This is a genomic window from Bacillus salipaludis (assembly GCF_004358205.1).
In genome coordinates, this window is record NZ_SMYO01000004.1 from 312952 (window position 1) to 335006 (window position 22055).

The window sequence follows — 22055 nt, forward strand, 5'->3', positions numbered from 1 at the left end:
GAAACTCCCCCTTATATAAAACTTTCTATTTCTTGATTAATGGTAACCTGAAGGATCCCATTTTCAACTTGGACTACAAGTACCTTTGTACCATTTGGTATGGCCACGTCATCAAAGCTCGAAGCTGGTTTGGCAATTCTGCCGCTAATATTTTCAATCATGACTTCCCCAAATCCGTCTGCTGGAATGGCTGTGATAACTGTGCCAATTCTGCCGCGTAAATCACTTTCTTTATAAACAAGTGACTCTTCTGCCGACGATAAGGGAATAAGAACGAAAACATTTAATAATGTCACCACTATAAAAGCCACGACCGCAGAAATCCCCAAAATCAATCCGTAATGGAGCGATGACAATTTTTCCAGCAGAAATCCAGAGGCTGAGAGTATGGTCACAAATGCAAAAATAAGGACCGGATTGAGAAAATGCAACCCGGCATCCCCGGCTCCATGAAAATGAAATACATCTGCAAACAAAACATACAAAATGGTTAAAACACCTGAAATAATAAGTGCGTATAAATAGATGGTTTCTAAAGGAATGCTTAACGGCTCCATAAATAGGCACCACTCCTTTTCTTTGTCTATATTTGTATATACGTATAAAATATGTAAAAAGTTTCACATTTTCATTTTACCGGAAAAATTTGGTTGAAGGAAAGGTTTTTTAAAGGAAAATTTTGATTTTGATATATTAATATTTTCGCCCATTATAAAGCAAAAAAATAAGATGTCCTTGCAACAGGACATCGGTATATAAAGAGAGAGGTTTAGGGAAAGAGGAGCCAGTGTTTCTTCCACTTTCGTTCTTACACCTACATATTAGCGGGAAAGATTGAAGATATGATGAAGAAGTTGTGGTGAATTTGTGAAGTTGAAAACATCACAGACATCAAATGTTATAGTTAGGGTGAGAGGGAGTGGTGTCCGATGAAAATTTTACTAGTAGATGATGAAAGAAGAATAATCGAAGTTCTCGAAGCCTACCTCGAAAGGGAAGGATATGAGATGCATCGTGCAGATAATGGCATTGATGCTTTAAAAAAGGTGAAAAACGTCCAGCCTGATTTAATTATATTAGATTTGATGCTGCCGGATATTTCCGGTGAAGAGGTTTGCCATCTGGTCCGAAAAGAATCCGATGTTCCGATTCTAATGCTGACAGCTAAATCGGCGGAGGATGACCGGATTAATGGGATCATTATCGGAGCTGATGACTATTTAACAAAGCCATTTAGCCCGAGAGAAGTGGTTGTTCGTGTACAAGCCATTCTACGTCGTGTGAAAAAATCAGAAAAAGTGGAACGGCTAGAATTCAACGGCAAAAAGCTTGCAATTGACCTAGAAAAAAAAGAAGTAACCATAAATGGACACGAAATTATGCTGACGCCGATAGAATATAAACTTTTAACTAATATGGCATTAAATCCGGGGAGAGTCTACAGCAGAATGGATTTACTCGAAAAAATTCAGGATGAAGGCATGTTTTACGAAGGGTACGAGCGCAGTGTGGATACCCATATAAAGAATCTTCGTAAAAAAATTGAGTTGGAGTCACGGCAGCCGGAATTTATTTTAACTGTATTTGGCATGGGCTATAAATTTGGAGGAGTTGCCGATGCTGCAGACATTACGGTCTAAAATTCTTTTTTATTTATTATTAATCTCCATGATTGGCATTCTATTGGTCAGCTTTTTTATCCAATGGGGGTTTGAAGCGAGCTTTAAAAGCTATTTAGATCGTAATCGTGAAAAAAAGATTGAAAGAGTGATTGTTGAGATTGAAAAAGATTATAAAAAAAATGGCCATTTTACAAGTGACCCTGTTTTTAACCTGCTTCATGAGCATGCCATGACTGACCAGCTCTATTTTCAATTATTCGACCGTTTTGGCCGCCTGCAAATGGACTCCTCAAAAATTAGAGGAATGTTAAATAGCTTGGGATTAACAGAACCGGTTACGATTGGCGAGGAGTGGCATACGAAATCCTATACGCTGAAGGTAGACCAAACGGTGATTGGGAAGCTAGTAGCCATATATCCAGAAGGATTAATTGATGATGAGCATACATTTTTGCAAACCATTCAGTTATATATTTATGGAGCTGTTTGTTTGACCATTGTCCTAGCAATCCTTTTTAGTATGCTTTTTTCCAAAAAATTAACTTTGGGTTTGAAAAAACTCTCTTTTGCGGCAAATGAACTGCAGCAGCATAACCTTTCTGTCCGGATCCCTTTGGTAGGATTGCCGACAGAGGTAAAAGATTTAGCGATTTCGTTTAATAATCTGGCCGAATCCTTGGCGAAGGAAGAAATGCTGCGTAAGCAATTTACCGGTGATCTTGCTCATGAACTAAGGACACCACTTACGACGTTAAGGAGCCAAATTGAAGCCTATCAGGATGAAGTTTGGGAACCAACACATGAGCGTTTACAACAGAGCCATGAGGAATTAATGCGTTTGGTTCGCCTTGTAAATGAGCTTGAAAAGCTGCTTGCAGCAGAAAACCCGCAAATTCGCTTGGAAAAAATCGAATTAGAAGCTGGAAGTGTCCTTGCGGCTTTATGGGATATGTTTTTACCAGTGTTTAATGAAAAAGGTGTTCATCTTGATATTGTTGAACCTGGGGAGGAAGAAATGTTTTTTGCGGATAAAGACCGCTTAGTGCAAATCCTTTCAAACGTTCTAAATAATGCATTGAAATACACGCTGGAAGGTAAAAATGTTAGGATTTCGGTTCTTACCAATGAAGAGGGGTATGTTGGATTTCAGATTGTGGATGAAGGCTCTGGAATCGCAGAGGATGATATTCCCCATATTTTTGAACGATTTTATCGGGGTGACAAATCTCGTGACCGTAAAACAGGCGGTGTCGGGATTGGCCTATCCATTGTAAAGGCTTTGATGGACGCCCACCAAGGAATGGTCAAGGTTAAAAGTACAGTAAACATTGGAACAAGCATTACGCTGTGGTTTCCAAGGGAAATTAAAAATTGAAAATGCCCGCCGTCATAGGCGGGTCAGATTAGGTCATTCACATTATAGATTCTGCCGGTTTCTGCTTCACCGCTAAGGGCAAGGTCAACAAGTGCATTCGCTACTTTTTCCGGTGGAAGCAGCAAGCTTTTTTCTTTAAACTCTTTAAAGTGCTCAAGCTCCTTAAATGCTTCATTGGATGAGGAACGAATGGTTTCCTGCATTTTTGTGTCCATAATTCCAGGACTTAGGGCATATATTTTATGAGTCGATTTTGCCGCAGCCTGCTCTAAGGCAACCGTTTGGGTAAACATATTTAACCCGGCTTTTGCGCTGCAATAAATGCTCCAGCCCTCAATCGAACGAACTGCTGCACCTGAAGTGATATTAATGACCTGAAGGCTTGTATTGGCCTGCTGGGCTTTCTTTAAAAATAGATTGGTAATTAGAATGGGGGCAATTAAATTCACATCGATATTGCGAATGATGGGGGTTTGGTCTAAATTGCCCACTGTATGAATCGGTTCAATCACCCCTGCATTGTTAAATAAAAAAATTTCTTCAGGATTTTTAAGAAAAATATAATGGGTGATGAGCATAAAGATTTCCTGTACTTCCTCTTCTATAGACAAGTTGCAGGAATAGTGTTTATAGTAATTTCCTTTTTCAGCTGCTAATTGTTTAATTTCCTCATTTTCTGTCCGGGAAACAGAAATGACTGCTATTTCTTCCATTAGTAATCTTTTCGCAATCGCTTCACCTAAGCCTTTTGAAGCCCCTGTAATAATAGCGTATCTCATGTCATCCCCCTAGATTCTTTTTGAATATTGTATTCCTCTTTTTTCCTTAAATCAACCAATCGTTCAGAAATTGTTCAAAAGTGAGCATACAAGATTGTAGTACTATAGACGTAAGAACTTTATATTAAAGGATGAGATTTTGATGACAAAGCTTCTTTATATAACTGTTAACCCAAAAAGGGATGGAAAGCTTTCAAAAGGAATGCAAATTGGTGAGGTTTTTCTTGAGGCTTTCAAGAAAGAAATCCCGGATGTGGAAATTGCACAGATGCATTTATATGACATGGAAATCCCGGAAATTGATATGGATTTAATGTACGCACGTGCCAAGCTATCCTTTATGGGACAAACTTTTGACCAATTATCAAAGACTGAGCAAACCAAAATAACGAAAATGCATACTCTTGCGGATCAGTTTATTGATGCGGATGCGGATTATTATGTCTTTGTCACACCGCTATGGAACCTTGGGTCTCCAGCCATATTAAAATCCTTTCTTGATAATCTATTTATTGTTGGAAAAACCTTTATCAACACAGAGGATGGTCCTAAAGGGCTACTAACTGGAAGAAAAGCGATTCATATTCAAACACGCGGAGGCATTTATTCAACAGGACCTATGGCTGATTTTGAATTTGGCGACCGTTTTTTAACGACAGCATTAGGCTTCCTTGGTTTGGAAATGATGGACTCAATTATTGCTGAAGGAACAGATCATTATCCAAAACAGGTACCGGAGATCATGGCAAGGGCCAAACAAGAAGCCATGGAAAAAGCAAAGGCAATGGCAAAAGAAACAGCTATCATTAGCAACTAAAGCGGCTCAGATGGTGAGCCGCTTTTTTAAAACTTACCTGTTAATTGGAAAAACAAGACCGCAAATCCTAAAATCCAGACATAAATAGCAAAGGGCCTTAAGGAATGCTTTTTCAAAAATCCAACCATCCATTTGACAGCAATATAACCAAATATTGCGGAGGATACAATCCCAACTAATAACGCCGATAAAGAAATGGTTTCACCCTTGCCCTCGAATAATTCAAAAGACTGAAGGACTACAGCACCTGCAATCGCCGGTGTTGATAGGAGAAAGGAAAAGTAAGCCGCTGTTTCGCGGTCCAATTTTCTCCATAATGCGGCAACAATGGTCATACCAGAGCGGGAGATAGCTGGAAAAATCGCAGCTGCTTGAAAAGTGCCAATAATAAATGCATCCTTATAGCTGATTTGGTCCATTTTTTTATAGCCATTTTTTGCTGAATCCGCAAACCAAAGGAAAACCCCTGTAATTAAGAACTCCCAGCCGATTGTGGCTCCTGTTTTAGAAATTTCATCAAAATAATCCTTAAAGGTCAACCCAATAAGAACGGCTGGAATGGTTCCAATAATTAATAATAAAGTTAATTTGCTAAATGGCTTCTTGATGATATAGATGAACTCGTTCTTGTAAAATACCAATACAGCAAGCAGGGTTCCAAGATGGAGCATGGTATCCAATAAAAGCCCCGCTTCCTGCAAGCCAAACAAATTTCTACCTAAGTATAGGTGGCCTGTACTACTGATTGGTAAAAACTCTGTTAATCCCTGAATAATTCCGAGCACCAGTGCTTCAAGTTTGGTTAACATATTTTCCCTCTCTTTTATGGTAATGGAAAGCTTGTTTACTTTATAAATATTCGTAAAAAGGCGGGCTATTCAATTATTTATTAAATTTCTCCTTATCTTCTCTCTAAGATTAGCAAATAATTGGATTGTTTAAGTAAAAATAGTGCAAAAGCTTTTCATTGTCCATAAAATAGAAGTAAGTATGTTGGAGGGGAGAAGCACAGTGAAAAATAGCCATTTATTATTTAATACTTCCATTGGTGTTCAAAAGCCTGAGAATATCCGAAATAAACAGCAAGCTTGCCCTTTTTGTGACCGCGACCAATTGACGGATTTGATCGAAGTCGATGGTCCTATTATTCTGTTAAAAAATAAATACCCTGTTTTGGTAAACGCTTATCAAACCGTTTTAATTGAAACAGATGAATGCCATCAGGAATTATCGATGTACTCGAAAGATCATTTACATAGACTTTTGCAATTTGGCCTAAAACATTGGCGTGATATGGAGGAAAGTGGTCATTGGAAATCAGTCCTCTTTTTTAAAAACCATGGGCCATTATCAGGAGGAACGATTGCCCACCCCCATATGCAGATTGTTGGCTTAAATGATCTTGATTACAAGGAGAAGGTTTCCGAAGGCGTATTTGAAGGGATTGTCATAGAAGAAACAGACGGAGTGGTCTTTTCTTTATCAACTAAGCCAAGGGTTGGCTTTTATGAATTTAACGTGGAAATGGCTGATGAAGGATACGTCGAGGCTTTTGGGGACTATATTCAAACAGCAGTCCATTATATTCTAAACCATTTTCCATTTAAAGCTACCAGCTATAATTTGTTTTTTCATCATATTCATCAAAGAATTTTTGCGAAAATTGTGCCTAGGTTTGTGACAACACCGCTATATATTGGCTATGGGCTTCCACAGGTACCTAATAATTTGGAATGGATGGTGGAAGAGGTTAAGAAATTCTACTTTCAACCTGAAATTCCCAGTGAAAATCTGGATTAACCATGTAAATTAACCCATTCGAAGGTTAGAAGTTGTGATTTGCGGATAATAAAAATATAATGAAGGAATGTAAAGATTCTTTTAAGGGTTGGTGCATTAAAAGGAGAATGAATGAGCATGACTTCCAATCACAATAACTCAACTTCGAAACTTGATTATAGTCTTATTTTTATCTTATTGTTACTCTGTTTAGCCAGTTGTATTTCGATCTATAGTGCACAGGCAAGCGGCCAATACAAGGAGAATTTTGTATTGAAGCAAATTGTCTGGTATGCGGTGGGAGGCGGAATCATTGCCGGGGTTATGACCTTTGATTCTGACCAATTAAAGAAAATCACATGGTACCTTTATGGCTTTGGTATTTTTCTTCTAGGATTATTGATTATTGCCCCGCCAAGTATTGCACCAGTCATCAATGGCGCGAAAAACTGGTTTAAGGTCCCTGGGATTGGTTCGCTCCAGCCATCAGAGTTTGTGAAAATCTTTATTATCCTGGCTCTGGCATGGGTGATTGAAAATCATCATCATAAACATCTGGTAAAAACAATGCAATCGGATTTCTGGCTGTTAATGAAGCTGGGAATAGTAACAATGTTTCCGTTAATGCTGATTATTAAGCAGGACTTAGGGACTTCGCTTGTCTTTTTATCGATCATGTTAGGTATGATTTTTATCTCGGGAATCTCCTGGAAACTTCTTTTACCGATTTTTTCAGTCGGAACCGTGCTGATTTCTACGATTTTTTATTTTGTATTGGTGAAACCGGATTTGTTGGAAAAGTATCTTGGGGTAAGACAGTATCAGTTCAGCCGGATCTATTCTTGGCTTGATCCCTATAATTTTCAAAGTTCTGCAGGCTATCAATTAACCCAATCCCTTCTGGCAATTGGTTCGGGACAAACATCAGGAAAAGGGTATGGGAACAGGGATGTATATTTACCCGAGAGCCACACTGACTTTATTTTTAGTATAGTCGGCGAGGAATTTGGCTTTGTTGGTGCAAGTGTTTTAATCAGTTTATTTTTCTTGTTGATTTACCACATTACCAAGGTGGGTATGGAAACGAAAAATAATTTCTATACGTATATTTGTGTCGGGGTGATCAGTATGATTACCTTCCACGTTTTTCAAAATATCGGGATGACCATTGGAGTATTACCTATCACCGGTATTCCGCTGCCGTTTATCAGTTATGGCGGCAGTTCGTTAATGGGGAATATGATGGGGCTCGGATTAATTTTTTCCATTCGCTACCATTATAAGAAATACATGTTTTCAACCACATCTTAAGTAGATGGAAGGTGTCGAAAGTGGAAGAAAAATTTTTACAGCAATTTGAAGCAATCCTCGATAAATACAGCGAACTCCTTGTCGGAGAATGCGATACAGAAACAAAAGAAAAAGTAAAAGTATGGGCACTCTACACCCATATTGCCAAATCCATGCCCGCGCTGGCCAAGCATTGGAATAGCATGTATCCAGAAGCAAAAGAACAAATGAAAGAAATTGTGGGCGAAATCAAACAAATGAATGAAGAACATCGTAAGAAATAAATTCGACAAAAATCGGGTGGTGCCAGGCACCACCCGATTTTTGTCGAAAAGCTATTACTGTTCAGCTCCGGCGCCTAGCCCCTCGAGTGGCTTCGGCCCTGCCGATGAAGTCAAAGAACGACTTCACCGTCAGGTCCTCCAGCGCTTGTCGGGTCTGATCAAGTCGCTTCCGCTTTTCTTACTGAACCATTCCGCCATTTGGAAGTTGGTTAGTGTAGCCTTGGAATTGCTGATAGGATTGTTGAAGTTTTTGTTGTTCGGCGGCCTCGACTGCGTACCAGCCTTTTTTAAACATTAGGTTATATAGGTCTCTTTGGCAATTTTGTGTTTCGGTAAAGATCTGCATCATGTCCTGATAGAGGCCTTGATGGCTTGCTTCGTGCAAGGCCATGCTATAGGAAGTGGTCATATACTTTTCAGTTGTTAATAAATCATTGATAAAATCGCGTTCATTCATTTGTGGTGTTTTCGGAACCTGTGTTTCGGGATTTTTAATTTTTTGTTGGTTTTGGTTCTGATTTTGGTTCATCATAATCTCCCGCTCCTCTCTTATTGCATACCATTTAGCGGTTGCTGTGAATTTGCATGGTGCCCAAGATGATTAAGCAGCTGCTGATAGTGGCGCTGATGCATTTGGCCGCATTTTTCTGCTTCCGTTTTTAACTCTTGGTCCTGACATTGCTGGGCAAAAAAATGGGCCTTTTTAGCCGCCAGTAAGTTCCAAGACATCATATCGGTTAAATAAAGAGAATCCTTTGTTGAAATAATCCCGGGAGGCTGCTGCATGATATTCTGTTGATTTTGCATATTCATATTCGACTGAGCCGTATTCATGTTTTGCTGCTGCATGTTCATATTTTGTTGCTGCATAGTGATTACCCCTCCTGTATCTATAATCTTTTACCACTTTATCCTTTGTTAAAAGGGAATTTTTATGCCCGTTAAAAAATGCATTTTCCGTGAACAAAAAACAGGCTGAAAAAATTCAGCCTGTTTATCTTTTCTTGAATTGGTTGTTTTGGCTGTTCCTTTTTCCGCCGCCGTCATTTTCAACGTTAGGACCAGCATCCCCCTGAACGCTTGCCGCGCTTACCCCTGCTTTGGAGGGGTTTTTCTTCATTTTGCCCATGATTATCACCTCAAAAATAGAATGCCCATTGATTAATTTTTATTGTATTAAACCAATAAAAATTAATTTTCAAAAAAATTTCAATTTTCCGCGATTATAGATTGCGCAAATTTTTAAAATCTTTTATAGTTAATAGTAACAGAACTCATTCAAGTGAATTTTTTTTACTCAAAAAATGAATGAGTATTCATTCAAAGTATCGGAGGGGGAGACCATGTTGAACCAACAAATTAAAAAAGCAGCTGTTCTAGGATCTGGAGTAATGGGCTCGGGAATTGCTGCCCATCTGGCAAACAACGGCATTTCAACACTTTTATTGGATATTGTGCCTCGGGAATTAACGGAAGAAGAAAAGGCGAAAGGGCTTACTCTTGGAGATAAACAGGTCCGAAATCGTATTAGTCATACATCCATACAAAAGCTTTTAAAACAAAAACCGGCACCATTAACGGTGAAAAAAAATCTTGACCTTATTGAGGCAGGAAATCTTGAAGATGATCTAATCAAATTAAAGGATGTTGACTGGGTCATCGAAGTGGTCGTTGAAAATTTAAATGTCAAAAAGCAGGTATTTGAGCGTGTTGATCAATATCGTAAGCCAGGCAGCATCATCAGTTCAAATACATCCGGAATTTCTGTCGAAGCAATGGTTGAAGGCAGATCAGACGATTTCAAGAAGCATTTCCTGGGAACTCACTTTTTCAATCCTCCAAGGTACTTAAAATTGCTTGAGGTCATTCCTACTCAATATACTGACCCTGAAGTTCTTGCTTTCATGAAAACCTTTGGTGAGGACGTATTAGGGAAAGGGGTTGTCATAGCAAAGGATACACCAAACTTTATTGCGAACCGTATTGGTACGTACGGACTTTTGATTACACTTCAGGAAATGCTAAAAGGCGGTTACAGTGTCGGTGAAGTGGATTCCGTTACAGGTCCGTTGGTTGGCCGTCCAAAAAGTGCAACCTTCCGTACTCTCGATGTGGTTGGTCTCGATACCTTTGTCCATGTGGCCAACAATGTATATGAACAAGTGGAAGGAAAGGAAAAGGAAATCTTTGAAGTCCCCACCTTCATGAAAACGATGCTTGAAAAAGGCTGGCTAGGCAGTAAATCCGGCCAAGGGTTCTTTTTGAAAAAAGGCAAAGAAATTCTTGAACTTGATCCTAGTACATTAGAATACAGTCCACGCAAAAAATTATCCACCCCTGCAATAGAACTGAGCAAACAGGAAAAGGGCAGTGCCAATAAATTGAAAGCGCTTGTATATGCCAAGGACCGTGCCGGTGAGCTTTTATGGAATATATTCAGTCCCGTTCTCGTTTATTCCGCTCAATTACTAGGCGAAATTGCCGATGATATTGTTGCGATTGACCATGCAATGAAATGGGGTTTCGGCTGGGAAATGGGTCCGTTTGAAACATGGGATGCCATTGGTGTAGAAAAATCCGTTCAAAAGATGAAAGAAAACGGACTTGAAGTCCCTGCCTGGGTTACAGAAATGCTTGAAAAAGGATTTACGACTTTCTACAAAGAAGAATCCTTCTACGATAACGGAGAATATAAACCGGTTGAATTTAATCCAAAGGTAATGGATTTGAAAAAAATTAAAAAACAAAAAGGGGTCATTAAGAAAAACAGCGGCGCCAGCTTAATCGATATCGGAGACGGTGTAGCGCTTCTCGAATTCCAATCTCCTAATAATGCCATCGGTCTTGATATCATCCAAATGGTAAACTTTGCCATTGATGAGGTAGATAAAAACTACAAGGGCCTGGTAATCGGGAACCAAGGAAAAAACTTCTGTGTCGGAGCCAACCTTGCCATGATTTTGATGGAAGCCCAGGATGATAATATTTATGAATTGGATATGGTTGTTCGTCATTTCCATCAGGCGATGATGAAAATTAAATACAGCTCAAAACCAGTTGTAGCTGCACCATTTGCCATGACGCTTGGCGGCGGAGCTGAGGTTTGTTTACCGGCTGCCCATATTCAGGCATCTGCCGAGACTTATATGGGACTTGTTGAAGTCGGTGTCGGTTTAATCCCTGGCGGCGGCGGTAATAAGGAGCTTTACATTAAGCATTTAGAGAATCTTCCAAATGGTGTGCCATTTGATTTACAAAATGTCGCTAATAAAGTATTCGAAACGATCGCAATGGCTAAGGTGTCAACCTCTGGTGAGGAAGCGCGGGAAAATAATTTCTTAGATTTTGCTGATGGGATTAGTGTAAACAGCGATCACCAGCTATATGATGCAAAGCAGGCGGTCCTTGCGCTCCACGAAAAAGGCTATAAACCAAAGGTTCGCAGAAAAGTTCCCGTTGTTGGTGAAACCGGTTATGCGACCCTGTTACTTGGTGCAGAGGGAATGTTTCTGTCAGGCTACATCTCCGAGCATGACTTGAAAATTGCCAAAAAGCTTGCATATGTCATTGCTGGAGGGAAGGTTCCATTTGGTACTGAAGTAGATGAACAGTATCTATTAGATTTGGAAAGAGAAGCATTCCTGAGTCTTGTTGCAGAGCCAAAATCGCAGCAGCGGATGCAGCACATGCTTGTGAAAGGAAAACCATTAAGAAACTAAAATAATAGATTGGTATTTTTTAAAAGTGAAAGAAGGCGAGGGAACGTTATGAGAGAAGCGGTCATTGTAGCCGGAGCTCGGACCCCGGTTGGTAAAGCGAAGAAAGGAACGCTTGCCAATGTTCGTCCTGATGACTTGGGAGCATTGGTAGTAAAAGAAACTTTGAAACGTGCTGGAAATTATGAAGGAAATATCGATGACTTAATCATAGGTTGTGCCATGCCGGAAGCTGAACAAGGGCTTAACATGGCACGAAATATAGGTGCTCTTGCCGGGCTTCCACATACTGTTCCTGCGATTACCATCAATCGGTATTGTTCTTCTGGATTACAGGCTATTGCTTATGCAGCACAAGGAATTATGCTAGGCCACACCGATACTGCCATCGCGGGAGGGGCGGAATCGATGAGCCTAATCCCGATGATGGGTCATGTCACTCGACCAAATTTAAAATTAGCCGAAACCGCACCGCAATATTACATGAGTATGGGCCATACAGCAGAGCAAGTGGCAAAGAAATATGGAATCACCCGCGAAGACCAGGATGCATTTGCAGTGCGAAGCCATGAACGTGCAGCAAAGGCAATTCAAGAAGGAAAATTTGTCGATGAAATCGTACCGGTCGATGTCACCATCCGTTCAATTGGCAAAGACAATAAGCTTGTTGAAAAAACGATTCAGTTCTCACAGGATGAAGGGGTTCGTCCTGGCACGAACGTAGAAACCCTAGCGAAGCTCCGGCCGGCCTTCTCAGTAACAGGCTCTGTTACGGCAGGAAATTCTTCGCAAACGAGTGATGGTGCTGCTGCTGTGATGGTCATGGACCGTGAAAAGGCTGAATTGCTCGGTCTAAAACCGCTGGCAAAATTCAGATCATTTGCTGTTGGCGGTGTCCCACCAGAAATTATGGGGGTAGGCCCGGTTGTTGCTGTTCCAAAAGCTGTAAAGTTGGCAGGACTCGAACTTTCTGATATCAATCTCTTTGAATTGAATGAGGCATTTGCTTCCCAATCGCTTCAAGTTATTCGTGAGCTTGGCCTTGATGAAGAAAAAGTGAACGTAAATGGCGGCGCCATTGCACTTGGCCACCCGCTAGGCTGTACAGGTGCCAAGCTTACATTGTCACTCATTCATGAATTAAAACGCAGAAATGAACAATTTGGTGTCGTTACGATGTGTATTGGCGGCGGAATGGGCGCTGCCGGCGTATTCGAACTTCTTTAATCAAGGCTATGCTAAAGAACATTGTTGATTTTTATACAAAGTTGATTGTAGAGGAAGGCACGAATAACAAACAATTTTAATTTATTCAAAAGGGGCTGATATGTAAGCGCCCCTTCTGAATAAATTCGATGAATTTCCAATAGGAGGAATTTTTTAATGGCAAACCAAACTGAAAAAATCATAAAAGGCGGAAGCTTTTTAATTGAAGATGTTTCCTATGACCGTGTGTTTACACCTGAGGATTTTTCGGATGAGCATAAAATGATTGCGAAAACAACCGAAGACTTTGTGGAAAATGAAGTGCTTCCACAGGTTGAGTATTTAGAAAAACATGAGTTCGACCGTACAGTAAAACTTTTAAAAGAAGCAGGGGAGCTTGGACTACTAGGTGCAGATGTACCGGAAGAATATGATGGAATAGGCCTAGATAAAGTTAGCTCATCACTTATTACTGAAAAAATGTCAAAGGCCGGTGGGTTCTCACTTTCACATGGTGCTCATGTCGGAATTGGATCCCTGCCAATCGTCCTGTTCGGAAACGAAGAGCAAAAGAAAAAATATTTACCTGCACTTGCTTCAGGTGAAAAGCTTGCTGCCTATGCCCTAACAGAGCCAGGCTCAGGATCCGATGCACTTGGTGCAAAAACAACAGCAAGATTAAATACGGAAGGAACTCATTATATTTTAAATGGTGAAAAGCAATGGATTACCAATGCCGGTTTTGCAGATGTGTTCTGTGTTTATGCAAAAGTGGATGGCGAGCATTTTACTGCATTCATCGTTGAAAGAGATTTCCCCGGCGTTTCAACGGGTGCTGAAGAAAAGAAAATGGGAATTAAGAGCTCTTCTACTCGGACGCTGATTCTTCAGGATGTACCGGTTCCAAAAGAAAACCTTTTAGGCGAATTTGGCAGAGGTCATGTTATTGCCTTTAATATTTTAAATATCGGCCGTTATAAGCTCGCAGTCGGTGCTGTTGGCGGTTCTAAAAATGCTTTTGAAATGACCGTAAAATACGCTAATGGGCGCCAGCAATTCAAAACACCCATCTCTCAATTCAACCTAACAAAAGAAAAATTCGGTACCTTGGCATCGAAAATATATGCTGCTGAGAGCTCTGTATATCGAACAATTGGATTATATGAAGATAATCAAGGAAAACTTTCAACCGAAGAAGCAAAGGATATTAAATTAGTGGCTAATTCCATTGCTGAATATGCAATCGAATGCTCTCTAAATAAATTCTTTGCAAGTGAAGTTTTAGATCAGGTTGTTGACGAAGGTGTTCAAATTCATGGGGGATACGGGTTTATGCAGGAGTATCCAATTGAAAGAGCCTATCGTGACTCCCGTATTAACCGAATCTTTGAAGGAACAAATGAAATCAACCGTCTTCTTGTACCAGGAACATTTGTGAAAAAGGCAATGAAAGGCGAACTGCCATTATTCCAAAAAGCATTACAGCTTCAGGAAGAATTAATGATGTTAATGCCGGAAGAACCTGGTGATGAGCCACTCGCACAAGAAAAATATTTAGTGAAAAATGCGAAGAAAATTGGTTTATTGGCTGCTGGTTTAGCTGCACAAAAATACGGCAAAGCACTTGAAAAAGAACAAGAAGTTCTTTCGAATATTGCGGACCTCGTATCCAATGCCTATGCGATGGAATCCGTTGTATTACGTACAGAAAAAGCAATTGCCAAATCAGGTGTTGAGAAGAATCAACAAAAGCTTCTTTATACGCAAATTTTCTGTCAAGAAGCCTTTAATGAGATCGAGCAGATTGCAAAAGAAACATTAGTTGCGATTGAACAAGGCGATACGCTTCGTATAATGTTGTCTTCGCTTCGTAAATTCACCCGCCATACCCCAATAAATGTTATTGCGAAAAAACGACAAGCTGCAGATGTGATCATTGAAGCAGAACGTTATATCGTTTAATTCATATGAAGCTCTCTTCTTTTAGAGGGGAGTTTTCTCTTTTTTTATAAAAATTTATATGGCAGGAAGGATTTTTGCGAAGAAAGTCGAATTTTTTCTAATGGACTTGATGATAGAATCCATTCTTATTCCTGCTTAGCACGACTGATTTAAAATTGTCTTATTATTGTGCTATTTTTATATTAGGAATTTTGACTCCGTTATGGTAAGATTCAATTGTCACTCTGAAGTTTAATTTTGGAAAAGAGGGCGGTGAAACAGATGTCTCTGACTTTTTACTGGTATCCTAAATGCGGAACCTGTCGAAAGGCAAAGAAATGGCTGGATGATCATCATCTTTCCTACAAGGAAATACATATTGTTGAAAATCCCCCTTCTAAAGAGGAATTAACGGGATTTTATCAAAAAAGCGGTTTAGAGTTGAAAAAATTCTTTAATACTAGCGGTCAAAAGTATCGCGAATTGGGTATTAAGGATAAAATGAAGTCTGCATCGGATGAAGAATTAATTGATTTACTTGCATCAGATGGGATGTTAATCAAAAGGCCAATTTTAACAGACGGAGAAAAAGTTACCGTTGGCTTTAAAGAAGAAGAGTATGAGCAAAAATGGCTGTAAGCGTTTAACGATCTGCTTTTCTTGTCTTCATTATGGAAATCGATTTTTTTATCGATAATAGATTTTAGAAAAATTAATGGAGGGATTTTCGAATGAGTACACCAAAAGAGTTACGTTATTCTGAAGAACATGAATGGGTAAAAGTTGAGGGAGAAAAAGTGCGAATTGGAATTACTGACTTTGCACAGCACGAACTAGGAGATATTGTATTCGTTGAGCTTCCTGAAATTGGCGATGAAGTTTCTGCTGACGAACCATTTGGCAGCGTTGAGTCCGTTAAAACTGTTTCTGAGCTATATGCTCCTGTCAGCGGCAAAATCGTTGAAATTAACGAAGATTTGAGTGACAATCCTGAATTTGTAAACGAATCTCCATATGAAAAAGCATGGATGATTGTAGTTGAAGTTTCCGACAGCAGCGAATTGGACAAGCTGATGACTGCTGAACAATACGAAGAAATGATTAACGAATAATTATGTAATCTAAGCACCTTGATATCAGGGTGCTTTTTTCACTTTATTACCATTTTTCAAAAAGTATATTAGGAAACAAATAATACAATATAACAGGAAATACCTTCATTTAAAAAGTTATCTTCCTTTCTAATTTTTTCGGTAAAAATGGACATAAAAGCAAGGCTCACGTTATATGTATATCTAGAATATGTTAACATAAACACAAGACTTCATAATACAGGTGATGATATGAATGACTCATATGTTGACAAGGTTCTTATTGTGGAAGGGACATCTGATAAGAGAAAGGTCAAAAGAATTGTAAAGGAACCTGTTGAGATCATATGTACCAATGGGACCATTAGTATTACAAAGTTAGATGAATTAATTGATTTTCTTGAGGACAAGGATGTCTATATTCTAGTGGATGCGGATGCGGCTGGAGAGAAGTTGCGAAAACAATTTAAAAGGGAATTTCCCCAAGCTGAGCATATCTATATTGACCGGTCTTACCGCGAAGTTGCAACGGCCCCTGAACACCATCTTGCGACCGTCTTATTAGGGGCAAATATTGATGTGCATACACAATTTTTGGAGAATTGCTGAGTGAATCAATGAAAGAATGGAATCGAGATGAATTCTCATTATTTATAGAAAATAAATCGACAGGGCTCGTGTACTTTTATACACCTTTATGTGGGACCTGTCAGGTAGCTTCAAGGATGTTGCAAGTCATTGAACAAATGGTGGATTGCAAAATGGGGAAAATGAACTTAAATTTTTACCCCGATTTTGGGAAAAGCTATGGTATCGAAAGCGTTCCGTGTTTAATGTTTATTCACAATGGTCAAGTGGTTGAACTGCTCTACGCTTTCCGCTCTGTGCCCTATCTAATTGAAAAAATCAATGAAAACCTAACATAAAACAGATGCTGCTATCCTAGCAGCATCTGTTTTAATTTGTCGACAGGTTTTGAAAGGATTCTGGTTCTTTTTGCTGAAATAGTTAGTAAGCAAATAGAACGGAGTGATAAAGATGATGGAAATGATTCAAATCTTTCTGATCAAGGTTAAAGAGCGTGATCACATACGATCTCTATTAAATAATGAGGATGGTCTGATGGTCCGTTTTATTTGCGGGCATCAAAACATTGATATTTTTTTAAAAAATGGAGAATGTACATTGTTGCATGATCCAAGCGAGAATTTTACAGAATGTGAAATTTACGGTGAGATAGAAACAGTTCAACAGCTTCTTTCGGGTGAACGGAAATTGAGATCTCTTATGCAGAAGGGGCGACTCCAAGTAAAAGCTTCTTTCCGAACCTTGCTGCTTTTGGAGGCGCTTTTTTATTTAACTAAAATTGACACAAAGTCTTACAGAATAATCTGAATAAACCTATTGACTCTATCGGAATAAAGGTGTATTATCTGTTTAAATATTCAATTAATAATAATAATTTAATAAATATTCTTATCCAGAGCGGTGGAGGGACTGGCCCTATGATGCCCGGCAACCGGTTTATACACGGTGCTAATTCCAGCGGAGCAATATGCTCTGAAAAGATAAGAAGAGAGAGTCCCCTCTTCTTATGAAGCGGGGTTATTTTTTTGACAATGTTTAACAGAGCCATTTTTTAAAAGGGAGTGGATTAGTGTGGGAGTCGATCAAAAAAAATTACGTTTTGAAACTTTAAGTGTTCATGGAGGCTTATCTCCAGATCCTGTAACGGGTGCTCGTGCCGTTCCAATTTATCAAAACAATGCCTATCAATTTAAAAGCACAGAACACGCCGCTAACCTTTTTGCGTTAGCAGAGCCTGGTTACATATATACACGGATTCACAATCCAACCACAACTGTCTTTGAGGAAAGGGTTGCCTTATTAGAAGGCGGTGTTGGAGCTCTTGCAGTTGCAAGTGGGATGGCCGCCATTACCTTGGCAATTTTAAACCTTGCTCAAGCAGGAGATGAAATTGTCGCAGCATCAACATTATACGGCGGCACTTATAATCTTTTCGCTGTAACATTACCAAAATACGGAATTAATGTGAAATTTGTTGACCCTGAAAATCCTGAAAACTTCCGTACTGCCATCACGGAAAAAACAAAAGCGGTTTTCGCCGAAACAATTGGTAATCCAAGCTTAACCATATTAGATATTGAAAAAGTGGCCGATATTGCCCATGCGGCAGGTGTTCCGCTGATTATCGACAATACCTTTGCAACACCATATCTCTGCCGTCCGATTGAACATGGGGCAGATATTGTCATTCACTCTGCTACAAAATGGTTGTTAGGAAATGGTACAACAACAGGGGGAATTATTGTAGACGGCGGTAAGTTCGATTGGAATTCGCCAAAATTCCCGGGCTTTACAACACCTGATGCGAGCTATCATGATCTTGTTTATGCGGAGGCACTTGGTGCGGTTGCTTATATTATCAAGGCACGCGTTCAATTGCTGCGTGATCTTGGACCGGCATTAAGTCCTCAAAATGCTTTCCAATTTGTACTTGGACTCGAAACCCTTCATGTTCGTATGAAAGAGCATGTTGCCAATACGAAGCAGATTGTGGATTATTTAGTAAACCATCCTGCTGTTGAATGGGTATCCTATCCAGGACACCCATCACATCCTGACCATGAGCTTGCTGAGAAATATTTACCAAAAGGTGCCGGCTCGATGGTTGTATTCGGTATCAAGGGTGGTAAGGAAGCAGGAGCTAAGTTAATTGATTCCATTACTCTCTGGGCACATGTGGCCAATGTTGGGGATGCGAAGAGCTTAATCATTCACCCAGCAAGTACCACACACCAGCAATTAGACGCTGAGGGTCTTAAAGCAGCTGGAGTTTCTGAAGATTTAATTCGTCTATCAATCGGTATCGAAAATGTTGAGGATTTAATTGAAGACCTTGAATCTGCTATTGAAGCAGCAACTGGGTTGATATCGTTAACGGCCAATGCCTAAAACTACCATGTCTGATTTTTTCTAAATATGTAGAATTTTCGTTGACACCCCTTTTTATCCGTGATACGATAGCTTTCGTAATAAAATGATTGCTTACATCATATGTGTGTTAATTGAATATAGGATGCTTAATGCTCTTATCCAGAGAGGTGGAGGGATGTGCCCGATGAAGCCCGGCAACCGTCAATTTGATTGAAATGGTGCCAATTCACACAAAGCTATTGCTTTGAGAGATGGGAGAAAGGTTGAATTTATTATGCCTTTCTGCCTGCGCAGAAAGGCATTTTTATTTTTCTAAAATAGAATGTTTTATTCGAAACCATCAAACCCTATGTTTAAGTGATACGGAGCAATTGGAATTTTTACTTTTACGTATATATGGAAAAAAGAAGGTGAATTCTATGATTTCTATAAAAAATGTTCGAAAAATTTTCCCTTCGAAACAGGGGCAGTTAAAGGCAGTAGACGACGTGAACCTGGAAATAAACAAAGGGGAAATTTTTGGGGTAATTGGTTATAGTGGTGCGGGTAAAAGTACGTTAATTCGTATGTTAAATGGATTGGAGCTTCCTACAGAGGGATCCGTTACTGTTGCCGGCCGTGAAGTTTCAAAGATTAAGGGCAGTGATTTGCGAAAAGCACGCCAAGAAATCAGTATGATATTCCAGCACTTTAATTTACTTTGGTCAAGAACTGTAAGTGAGAATATTGAGTTCCCATTGGAAATTGCAGGGGTAAATAAAGCGGAAAGAGTAAAGCGTGTCAGCGAGTTGGTGAAACTAGTTGGCCTTGAAGGCAGGGAAAATGCTTATCCTTCGCAGTTGAGTGGCGGCCAAAAGCAAAGAGTTGGTATTGCCCGTGCATTAGCGAACAATCCAAAGGTTTTGCTTTGTGATGAGGCAACCTCAGCCCTTGACCCGCAAACCACGGATTCAATTCTTGACTTGTTGGTCGATATCAATAAAAGACTTGGTTTAACGATTGTTTTAATCACCCATGAGATGCATGTAATTCGTAAAATCTGCCACAGGGTAGCTGTGATGGAAAGTGGAAGAGTCGTGGAGCTTGGTCCGGTGTTAGATGTGTTTAAAAACCCTCAGCAGCCGATTACAAAGCGCTTTGTTCAGCAGGTAACAGAACCGGAAGAGACAAAAGAAACTGCTGAGCATTTGCTTGAACTTTATCCACATGGGCAAGTGGTGCAACTCTCTTTTGTGGGGGAAGCAACAGAACAGCCATTAATTACAAACGTGATCCGGGATTTCGATGTTGTCGTAAATATTCTTCAAGGGAAAATTTCGCATACTCAAAACGGGTCATATGGAACATTATTTATCCATTTGGATGGACAATCTAATGAAATTCAAAAAGCCATCAATTTTATTCACTCACAGCAAGTTGGCGTGGAGGTGATCAGTAATGGCTAACCTAATGGAAATGGTAAATTGGGACGAATTAATTGCAGCAACACGTGAAACCATTTATATGACTTTTATTTCAGTGTTTGCAACATTTGTTTTAGGGCTATTACTAGGCTTGTTGTTATTTTTAACAGCTAAAGATAATTTATGGGCAAATCGAACAGTTAATGTCATTATAGCTGGCTTTGTTAATATTTTTAGATCGATTCCATTTATTATTTTAATTGTTTTATTAATTCCATTTACAAAATTAGTGCTTGGGACGATGCTCGGGCCAGATGCGGCGATGCCGGCCCTGATTATTGGAGCAGCTCCTTTTTATGCAAGAATGGTGGAAATTGCCCTAAGGGAAATCGATAAAGGTGTTATTGAGGCATCGCAATCAATGGGAGCAACACATGGCCGTATTATATTTAAAGTATTAATACCGGAATCTTTGCCAGCATTAATTTCAGGGATAACTGTAACGGCTATTTCGCTAGTTAGCTTTACAGCGATGGCTGGAGTCATTGGTGCAGGTGGACTTGGAAATTTTGCCTACCTTGAAGGTTTTCAGCGCAATAGACCATTTGTCACGTTGGTTGCAACAATAGCGATTTTAATTTTAGTATTTATTATCCAATTTATTGGAGATTATTTTACAAAGAAAACAGATAAACGTTAAAAGGAGGAGTTAGAAATGAAGAAAGTAATTAGTCTCATTTTCGTTGCATTATTAGCATTTGCTTTAACAGCGTGCTCAGGTGCAAAAAATGATACGGCAAAGAATGATGGTAATAAAAAATTAGTCGTTGGTGCAACTGCTGTACCGCATGCGGAAGTGCTTGAAGCGGCAAAACCTTTATTAAAGAAAAAAGGAATTGACCTTGAAATAAAAGTTTTTCAAGATTATGTTCTTCCAAATGTAGCATTAAGGGATAAAGAACTTGATGCAAACTACTTCCAGACACCAGGTTATTTAGCACTTCAAATGAAAGAAAACAAGGATTTTCATTTTGTGAGTGTTGGTGAAATCCATAAGGAACCAATTGGAATTTATTCTAAAAAATATAAAAGCTTAAAAGACCTTCCAACAGGTGCGAAAATTATTATGAGTAATTCACTTAGCGATCATGGCCGTATTTTACCTATTTTTGAAAAAGCAGGTTTAATTAAGCTTAAAAAAGGCGTTGGCGCGAATGCAAGAGTAGAGGATATTGTTTCCAATCCAAAGAAACTCGATTTCTCAACTTTAATTGAAGCGAAATTATTAGCTTCTTCTTTCCAAAGCGGTGAAGGTGATGCGGTTGTTATTAATACAAACTACGCATTAGAAGGCGGTATCGATATCAAAAAGTATGGAATCGCATTTGAAGGTAAAGATGTAGTTCCAGCAAATCTTGTTGTTGTTCGATCTGAGGACAAGGATCGCCCCGAAATTAAAACACTTGTTGAAGTTCTTAAATCAAAAGAAATTCAACAATTCATTAAAGATAAGTACCATGGTGCCGTTTTGGCAGCAGAATAAAAGAGAAAGAAACCAGTGCATTTATGTACTGGTTTCTTTCTATGAGCTTTGCTCAATTTAGAGTAGCTTTTCAGTTATGTTTGCATTACCTTACATGAAACTAATTCTTTATGTGAAAAATAAATTGAATTTGAGTTTTAATACCATGGCAATTGATTAATTAATAAGGTATTATTTTACTCGGGTGTTTTTTACATAATAGTTTGTCTGAATTTTCTTTTTTTATTCTCATTTAAGGTGGTTCCACTGAA

General features: G+C 39.2%; 24 protein-coding genes and 2 riboswitches. Of the genes, 18 read left to right on the forward strand and 6 right to left on the reverse strand.

Features of this window, described 5'->3' with window-relative positions; all coding sequences use genetic code 11:
- Positions 1–11: 11 nt before the first annotated feature.
- Positions 12–557, reverse strand: coding sequence for an NfeD family protein (locus tag E2K98_RS09590; protein ID WP_133334025.1), 546 nt, complete (start codon positions 555–557; stop codon positions 12–14).
- Positions 558–929: 372 nt separating this feature from the next.
- On the opposite strand from E2K98_RS09590, the gene E2K98_RS09595 reads away from it, so the two are divergent.
- Together E2K98_RS09595 and E2K98_RS09600 are read left to right on the forward strand one after the other, a co-directional pair.
- Complete coding sequence (locus E2K98_RS09595; protein ID WP_133334026.1) at positions 930–1640, forward strand: response regulator transcription factor; 711 nt, start codon at positions 930–932, stop codon at positions 1638–1640.
- On the forward strand, positions 1618–2997 hold the full coding sequence (locus tag E2K98_RS09600) for a HAMP domain-containing sensor histidine kinase (RefSeq protein WP_133334027.1): 1380 nt from the start codon (positions 1618–1620) through the stop codon (positions 2995–2997). The genes E2K98_RS09595 and E2K98_RS09600 overlap by 23 nt, the downstream gene beginning before the upstream one ends.
- Before the next feature lie 23 nt (positions 2998–3020).
- Here E2K98_RS09600 and E2K98_RS09605 read toward each other — a convergent pair whose 3' ends face one another.
- Entirely contained in the window at positions 3021–3776 is a 756-nt protein-coding gene (locus E2K98_RS09605; RefSeq protein WP_133334028.1) for a (S)-benzoin forming benzil reductase, read from the reverse strand.
- Positions 3777–3918: 142 nt separating this feature from the next.
- On the opposite strand from E2K98_RS09605, the gene E2K98_RS09610 reads away from it, so the two are divergent.
- Complete coding sequence (locus E2K98_RS09610; RefSeq protein ID WP_133334029.1) at positions 3919–4593, forward strand: FMN-dependent NADH-azoreductase; 675 nt, start codon at positions 3919–3921, stop codon at positions 4591–4593.
- Positions 4594–4619: 26 nt separating this feature from the next.
- Here the strand turns inward: E2K98_RS09610 and E2K98_RS09615 are convergent, their stop codons facing one another.
- Positions 4620–5402, reverse strand: a complete 783-nt coding sequence (locus tag E2K98_RS09615; RefSeq protein ID WP_133334030.1) for an undecaprenyl-diphosphate phosphatase — start codon at positions 5400–5402, stop codon at positions 4620–4622.
- A 202-nt stretch (positions 5403–5604) separates the two neighbouring features.
- Between E2K98_RS09615 and E2K98_RS09620 the strand changes: the two genes are divergently transcribed.
- The 3 genes from E2K98_RS09620 (at position 5605) to E2K98_RS09630 (ending at position 7946) form a co-directional block, all read left to right on the forward strand.
- Positions 5605–6393 carry a DUF4931 domain-containing protein gene (locus E2K98_RS09620; RefSeq protein WP_133334031.1) on the forward strand — a complete coding sequence of 263 codons (789 nt, stop codon included), beginning with the start codon at positions 5605–5607 and terminating at the stop codon, positions 6391–6393.
- A 117-nt stretch (positions 6394–6510) separates the two neighbouring features.
- Entirely contained in the window at positions 6511–7683 is a 1173-nt protein-coding gene (locus E2K98_RS09625) for an FtsW/RodA/SpoVE family cell cycle protein (RefSeq protein ID WP_133334032.1), read from the forward strand.
- A gap of 20 nt (positions 7684–7703) precedes the next feature.
- Positions 7704–7946 (forward strand): DUF2573 family protein, encoded by a 243-nt coding sequence (locus E2K98_RS09630; RefSeq protein WP_133334033.1) that lies wholly within the window; start codon positions 7704–7706, stop codon positions 7944–7946.
- Positions 7947–8124: 178 nt separating this feature from the next.
- Here E2K98_RS09630 and E2K98_RS09635 read toward each other — a convergent pair whose 3' ends face one another.
- From E2K98_RS09635 to E2K98_RS09645, 3 genes are all read right to left on the reverse strand, one after another.
- Entirely contained in the window at positions 8125–8475 is a 351-nt protein-coding gene (locus tag E2K98_RS09635) for a spore coat protein (protein ID WP_133334211.1), read from the reverse strand.
- Positions 8476–8495: 20 nt separating this feature from the next.
- A complete protein-coding gene (locus tag E2K98_RS09640; RefSeq protein WP_133334212.1) occupies positions 8496–8780 on the reverse strand; it encodes a hypothetical protein in 285 nt (94 codons plus the stop codon).
- Positions 8781–8940: 160 nt separating this feature from the next.
- On the reverse strand, positions 8941–9075 hold the full coding sequence (locus E2K98_RS09645; RefSeq protein WP_081810862.1) for a YuzL family protein: 135 nt from the start codon (positions 9073–9075) through the stop codon (positions 8941–8943).
- Between the two features lie 214 nt (positions 9076–9289).
- On the opposite strand from E2K98_RS09645, the gene E2K98_RS09650 reads away from it, so the two are divergent.
- The 12 genes from E2K98_RS09650 (at position 9290) to E2K98_RS09705 (ending at position 21804) form a co-directional block, all read left to right on the forward strand.
- Positions 9290–11665 (forward strand): 3-hydroxyacyl-CoA dehydrogenase/enoyl-CoA hydratase family protein, encoded by a 2376-nt coding sequence (locus E2K98_RS09650; protein ID WP_133334034.1) that lies wholly within the window; start codon positions 9290–9292, stop codon positions 11663–11665.
- A 48-nt stretch (positions 11666–11713) separates the two neighbouring features.
- A complete protein-coding gene (locus tag E2K98_RS09655; protein WP_133334035.1) occupies positions 11714–12889 on the forward strand; it encodes an acetyl-CoA C-acetyltransferase in 1176 nt (391 codons plus the stop codon).
- A 156-nt stretch (positions 12890–13045) separates the two neighbouring features.
- Entirely contained in the window at positions 13046–14830 is a 1785-nt protein-coding gene (locus E2K98_RS09660; protein ID WP_133334036.1) for an acyl-CoA dehydrogenase family protein, read from the forward strand.
- Between the two features lie 261 nt (positions 14831–15091).
- On the forward strand, positions 15092–15448 hold the full coding sequence (locus E2K98_RS09665; RefSeq protein WP_133334037.1) for an arsenate reductase family protein: 357 nt from the start codon (positions 15092–15094) through the stop codon (positions 15446–15448).
- Between the two features lie 92 nt (positions 15449–15540).
- Positions 15541–15921 carry a glycine cleavage system protein GcvH gene (gcvH, locus tag E2K98_RS09670; RefSeq protein ID WP_133334038.1) on the forward strand — a complete coding sequence of 127 codons (381 nt, stop codon included), beginning with the start codon at positions 15541–15543 and terminating at the stop codon, positions 15919–15921.
- Between the two features lie 231 nt (positions 15922–16152).
- The gene (locus E2K98_RS09675; protein WP_026576030.1) at positions 16153–16509 is read left to right on the forward strand and encodes a toprim domain-containing protein; all 357 of its coding nucleotides are present in this window, start codon (positions 16153–16155) and stop codon (positions 16507–16509) included.
- Positions 16510–16517: 8 nt separating this feature from the next.
- Positions 16518–16826 carry a thioredoxin family protein gene (locus E2K98_RS09680; protein WP_133334039.1) on the forward strand — a complete coding sequence of 103 codons (309 nt, stop codon included), beginning with the start codon at positions 16518–16520 and terminating at the stop codon, positions 16824–16826.
- A gap of 112 nt (positions 16827–16938) precedes the next feature.
- Complete coding sequence (locus tag E2K98_RS09685) at positions 16939–17295, forward strand: SCP2 sterol-binding domain-containing protein (protein ID WP_133334040.1); 357 nt, start codon at positions 16939–16941, stop codon at positions 17293–17295.
- A gap of 78 nt (positions 17296–17373) precedes the next feature.
- Positions 17374–17475, forward strand: a riboswitch (SAM riboswitch).
- Positions 17476–17559: 84 nt separating this feature from the next.
- Positions 17560–18876: an O-acetylhomoserine aminocarboxypropyltransferase/cysteine synthase family protein gene (locus E2K98_RS09690; RefSeq protein WP_133334041.1), complete on the forward strand. Its 1317-nt coding sequence runs from the start codon at positions 17560–17562 to the stop codon at positions 18874–18876.
- Positions 18877–19010: 134 nt separating this feature from the next.
- A riboswitch (SAM riboswitch) is annotated at positions 19011–19116 on the forward strand.
- 161 nt (positions 19117–19277) lie between these two features.
- Positions 19278–20303, forward strand: coding sequence for a methionine ABC transporter ATP-binding protein (locus tag E2K98_RS09695; protein ID WP_133334042.1), 1026 nt, complete (start codon positions 19278–19280; stop codon positions 20301–20303).
- Positions 20296–20961 carry a methionine ABC transporter permease gene (locus E2K98_RS09700; protein ID WP_133334043.1) on the forward strand — a complete coding sequence of 222 codons (666 nt, stop codon included), beginning with the start codon at positions 20296–20298 and terminating at the stop codon, positions 20959–20961. Before E2K98_RS09695 ends, E2K98_RS09700 begins: the two co-directional genes overlap by 8 nt.
- Before the next feature lie 15 nt (positions 20962–20976).
- Positions 20977–21804 (forward strand): MetQ/NlpA family ABC transporter substrate-binding protein, encoded by an 828-nt coding sequence (locus E2K98_RS09705; protein WP_133334044.1) that lies wholly within the window; start codon positions 20977–20979, stop codon positions 21802–21804.
- Positions 21805–22055: the final 251 nt, after the last annotated feature.

Bases quoted from the DNA above. Each gene is read 5' to 3' on its own strand.
- E2K98_RS09655 (WP_133334035.1), top strand. From the start codon at position 11,714: ATGAGAGAAGCGGTCATTGTAGCCGGAGCTCGGACCCCGGTTGGTAAA.
- E2K98_RS09590 (WP_133334025.1), bottom strand. From the start codon at position 557: ATGGAGCCGTTAAGCATTCCTTTAGAAACCATCTATTTATACGCACTT.
- E2K98_RS09695 (WP_133334042.1), top strand. From the start codon at position 19,278: ATGATTTCTATAAAAAATGTTCGAAAAATTTTCCCTTCGAAACAGGGG.
- E2K98_RS09680 (WP_133334039.1), top strand. From the start codon at position 16,518: ATGAAAGAATGGAATCGAGATGAATTCTCATTATTTATAGAAAATAAA.
- E2K98_RS09595 (WP_133334026.1), top strand. From the start codon at position 930: ATGAAAATTTTACTAGTAGATGATGAAAGAAGAATAATCGAAGTTCTC.
- E2K98_RS09640 (WP_133334212.1), bottom strand. From the start codon at position 8,780: ATGAATACGGCTCAGTCGAATATGAATATGCAAAATCAACAGAATATC.
- E2K98_RS09705 (WP_133334044.1), top strand. From the start codon at position 20,977: ATGAAGAAAGTAATTAGTCTCATTTTCGTTGCATTATTAGCATTTGCT.
- E2K98_RS09600 (WP_133334027.1), top strand. From the start codon at position 1,618: ATGCTGCAGACATTACGGTCTAAAATTCTTTTTTATTTATTATTAATC.
- E2K98_RS09645 (WP_081810862.1), bottom strand. From the start codon at position 9,075: ATGGGCAAAATGAAGAAAAACCCCTCCAAAGCAGGGGTAAGCGCGGCA.
- E2K98_RS09605 (WP_133334028.1), bottom strand. From the start codon at position 3,776: ATGAGATACGCTATTATTACAGGGGCTTCAAAAGGCTTAGGTGAAGCG.
- gcvH (WP_133334038.1), top strand. From the start codon at position 15,541: ATGAGTACACCAAAAGAGTTACGTTATTCTGAAGAACATGAATGGGTA.
- E2K98_RS09615 (WP_133334030.1), bottom strand. From the start codon at position 5,402: ATGTTAACCAAACTTGAAGCACTGGTGCTCGGAATTATTCAGGGATTA.
- E2K98_RS09700 (WP_133334043.1), top strand. From the start codon at position 20,296: ATGGCTAACCTAATGGAAATGGTAAATTGGGACGAATTAATTGCAGCA.
- E2K98_RS09610 (WP_133334029.1), top strand. From the start codon at position 3,919: ATGACAAAGCTTCTTTATATAACTGTTAACCCAAAAAGGGATGGAAAG.
- E2K98_RS09660 (WP_133334036.1), top strand. From the start codon at position 13,046: ATGGCAAACCAAACTGAAAAAATCATAAAAGGCGGAAGCTTTTTAATT.
- E2K98_RS09675 (WP_026576030.1), top strand. From the start codon at position 16,153: ATGAATGACTCATATGTTGACAAGGTTCTTATTGTGGAAGGGACATCT.
- E2K98_RS09685 (WP_133334040.1), top strand. From the start codon at position 16,939: ATGATGGAAATGATTCAAATCTTTCTGATCAAGGTTAAAGAGCGTGAT.
- E2K98_RS09665 (WP_133334037.1), top strand. From the start codon at position 15,092: ATGTCTCTGACTTTTTACTGGTATCCTAAATGCGGAACCTGTCGAAAG.
- E2K98_RS09635 (WP_133334211.1), bottom strand. From the start codon at position 8,475: ATGAACCAAAATCAGAACCAAAACCAACAAAAAATTAAAAATCCCGAA.
- E2K98_RS09625 (WP_133334032.1), top strand. From the start codon at position 6,511: ATGACTTCCAATCACAATAACTCAACTTCGAAACTTGATTATAGTCTT.
- E2K98_RS09650 (WP_133334034.1), top strand. From the start codon at position 9,290: ATGTTGAACCAACAAATTAAAAAAGCAGCTGTTCTAGGATCTGGAGTA.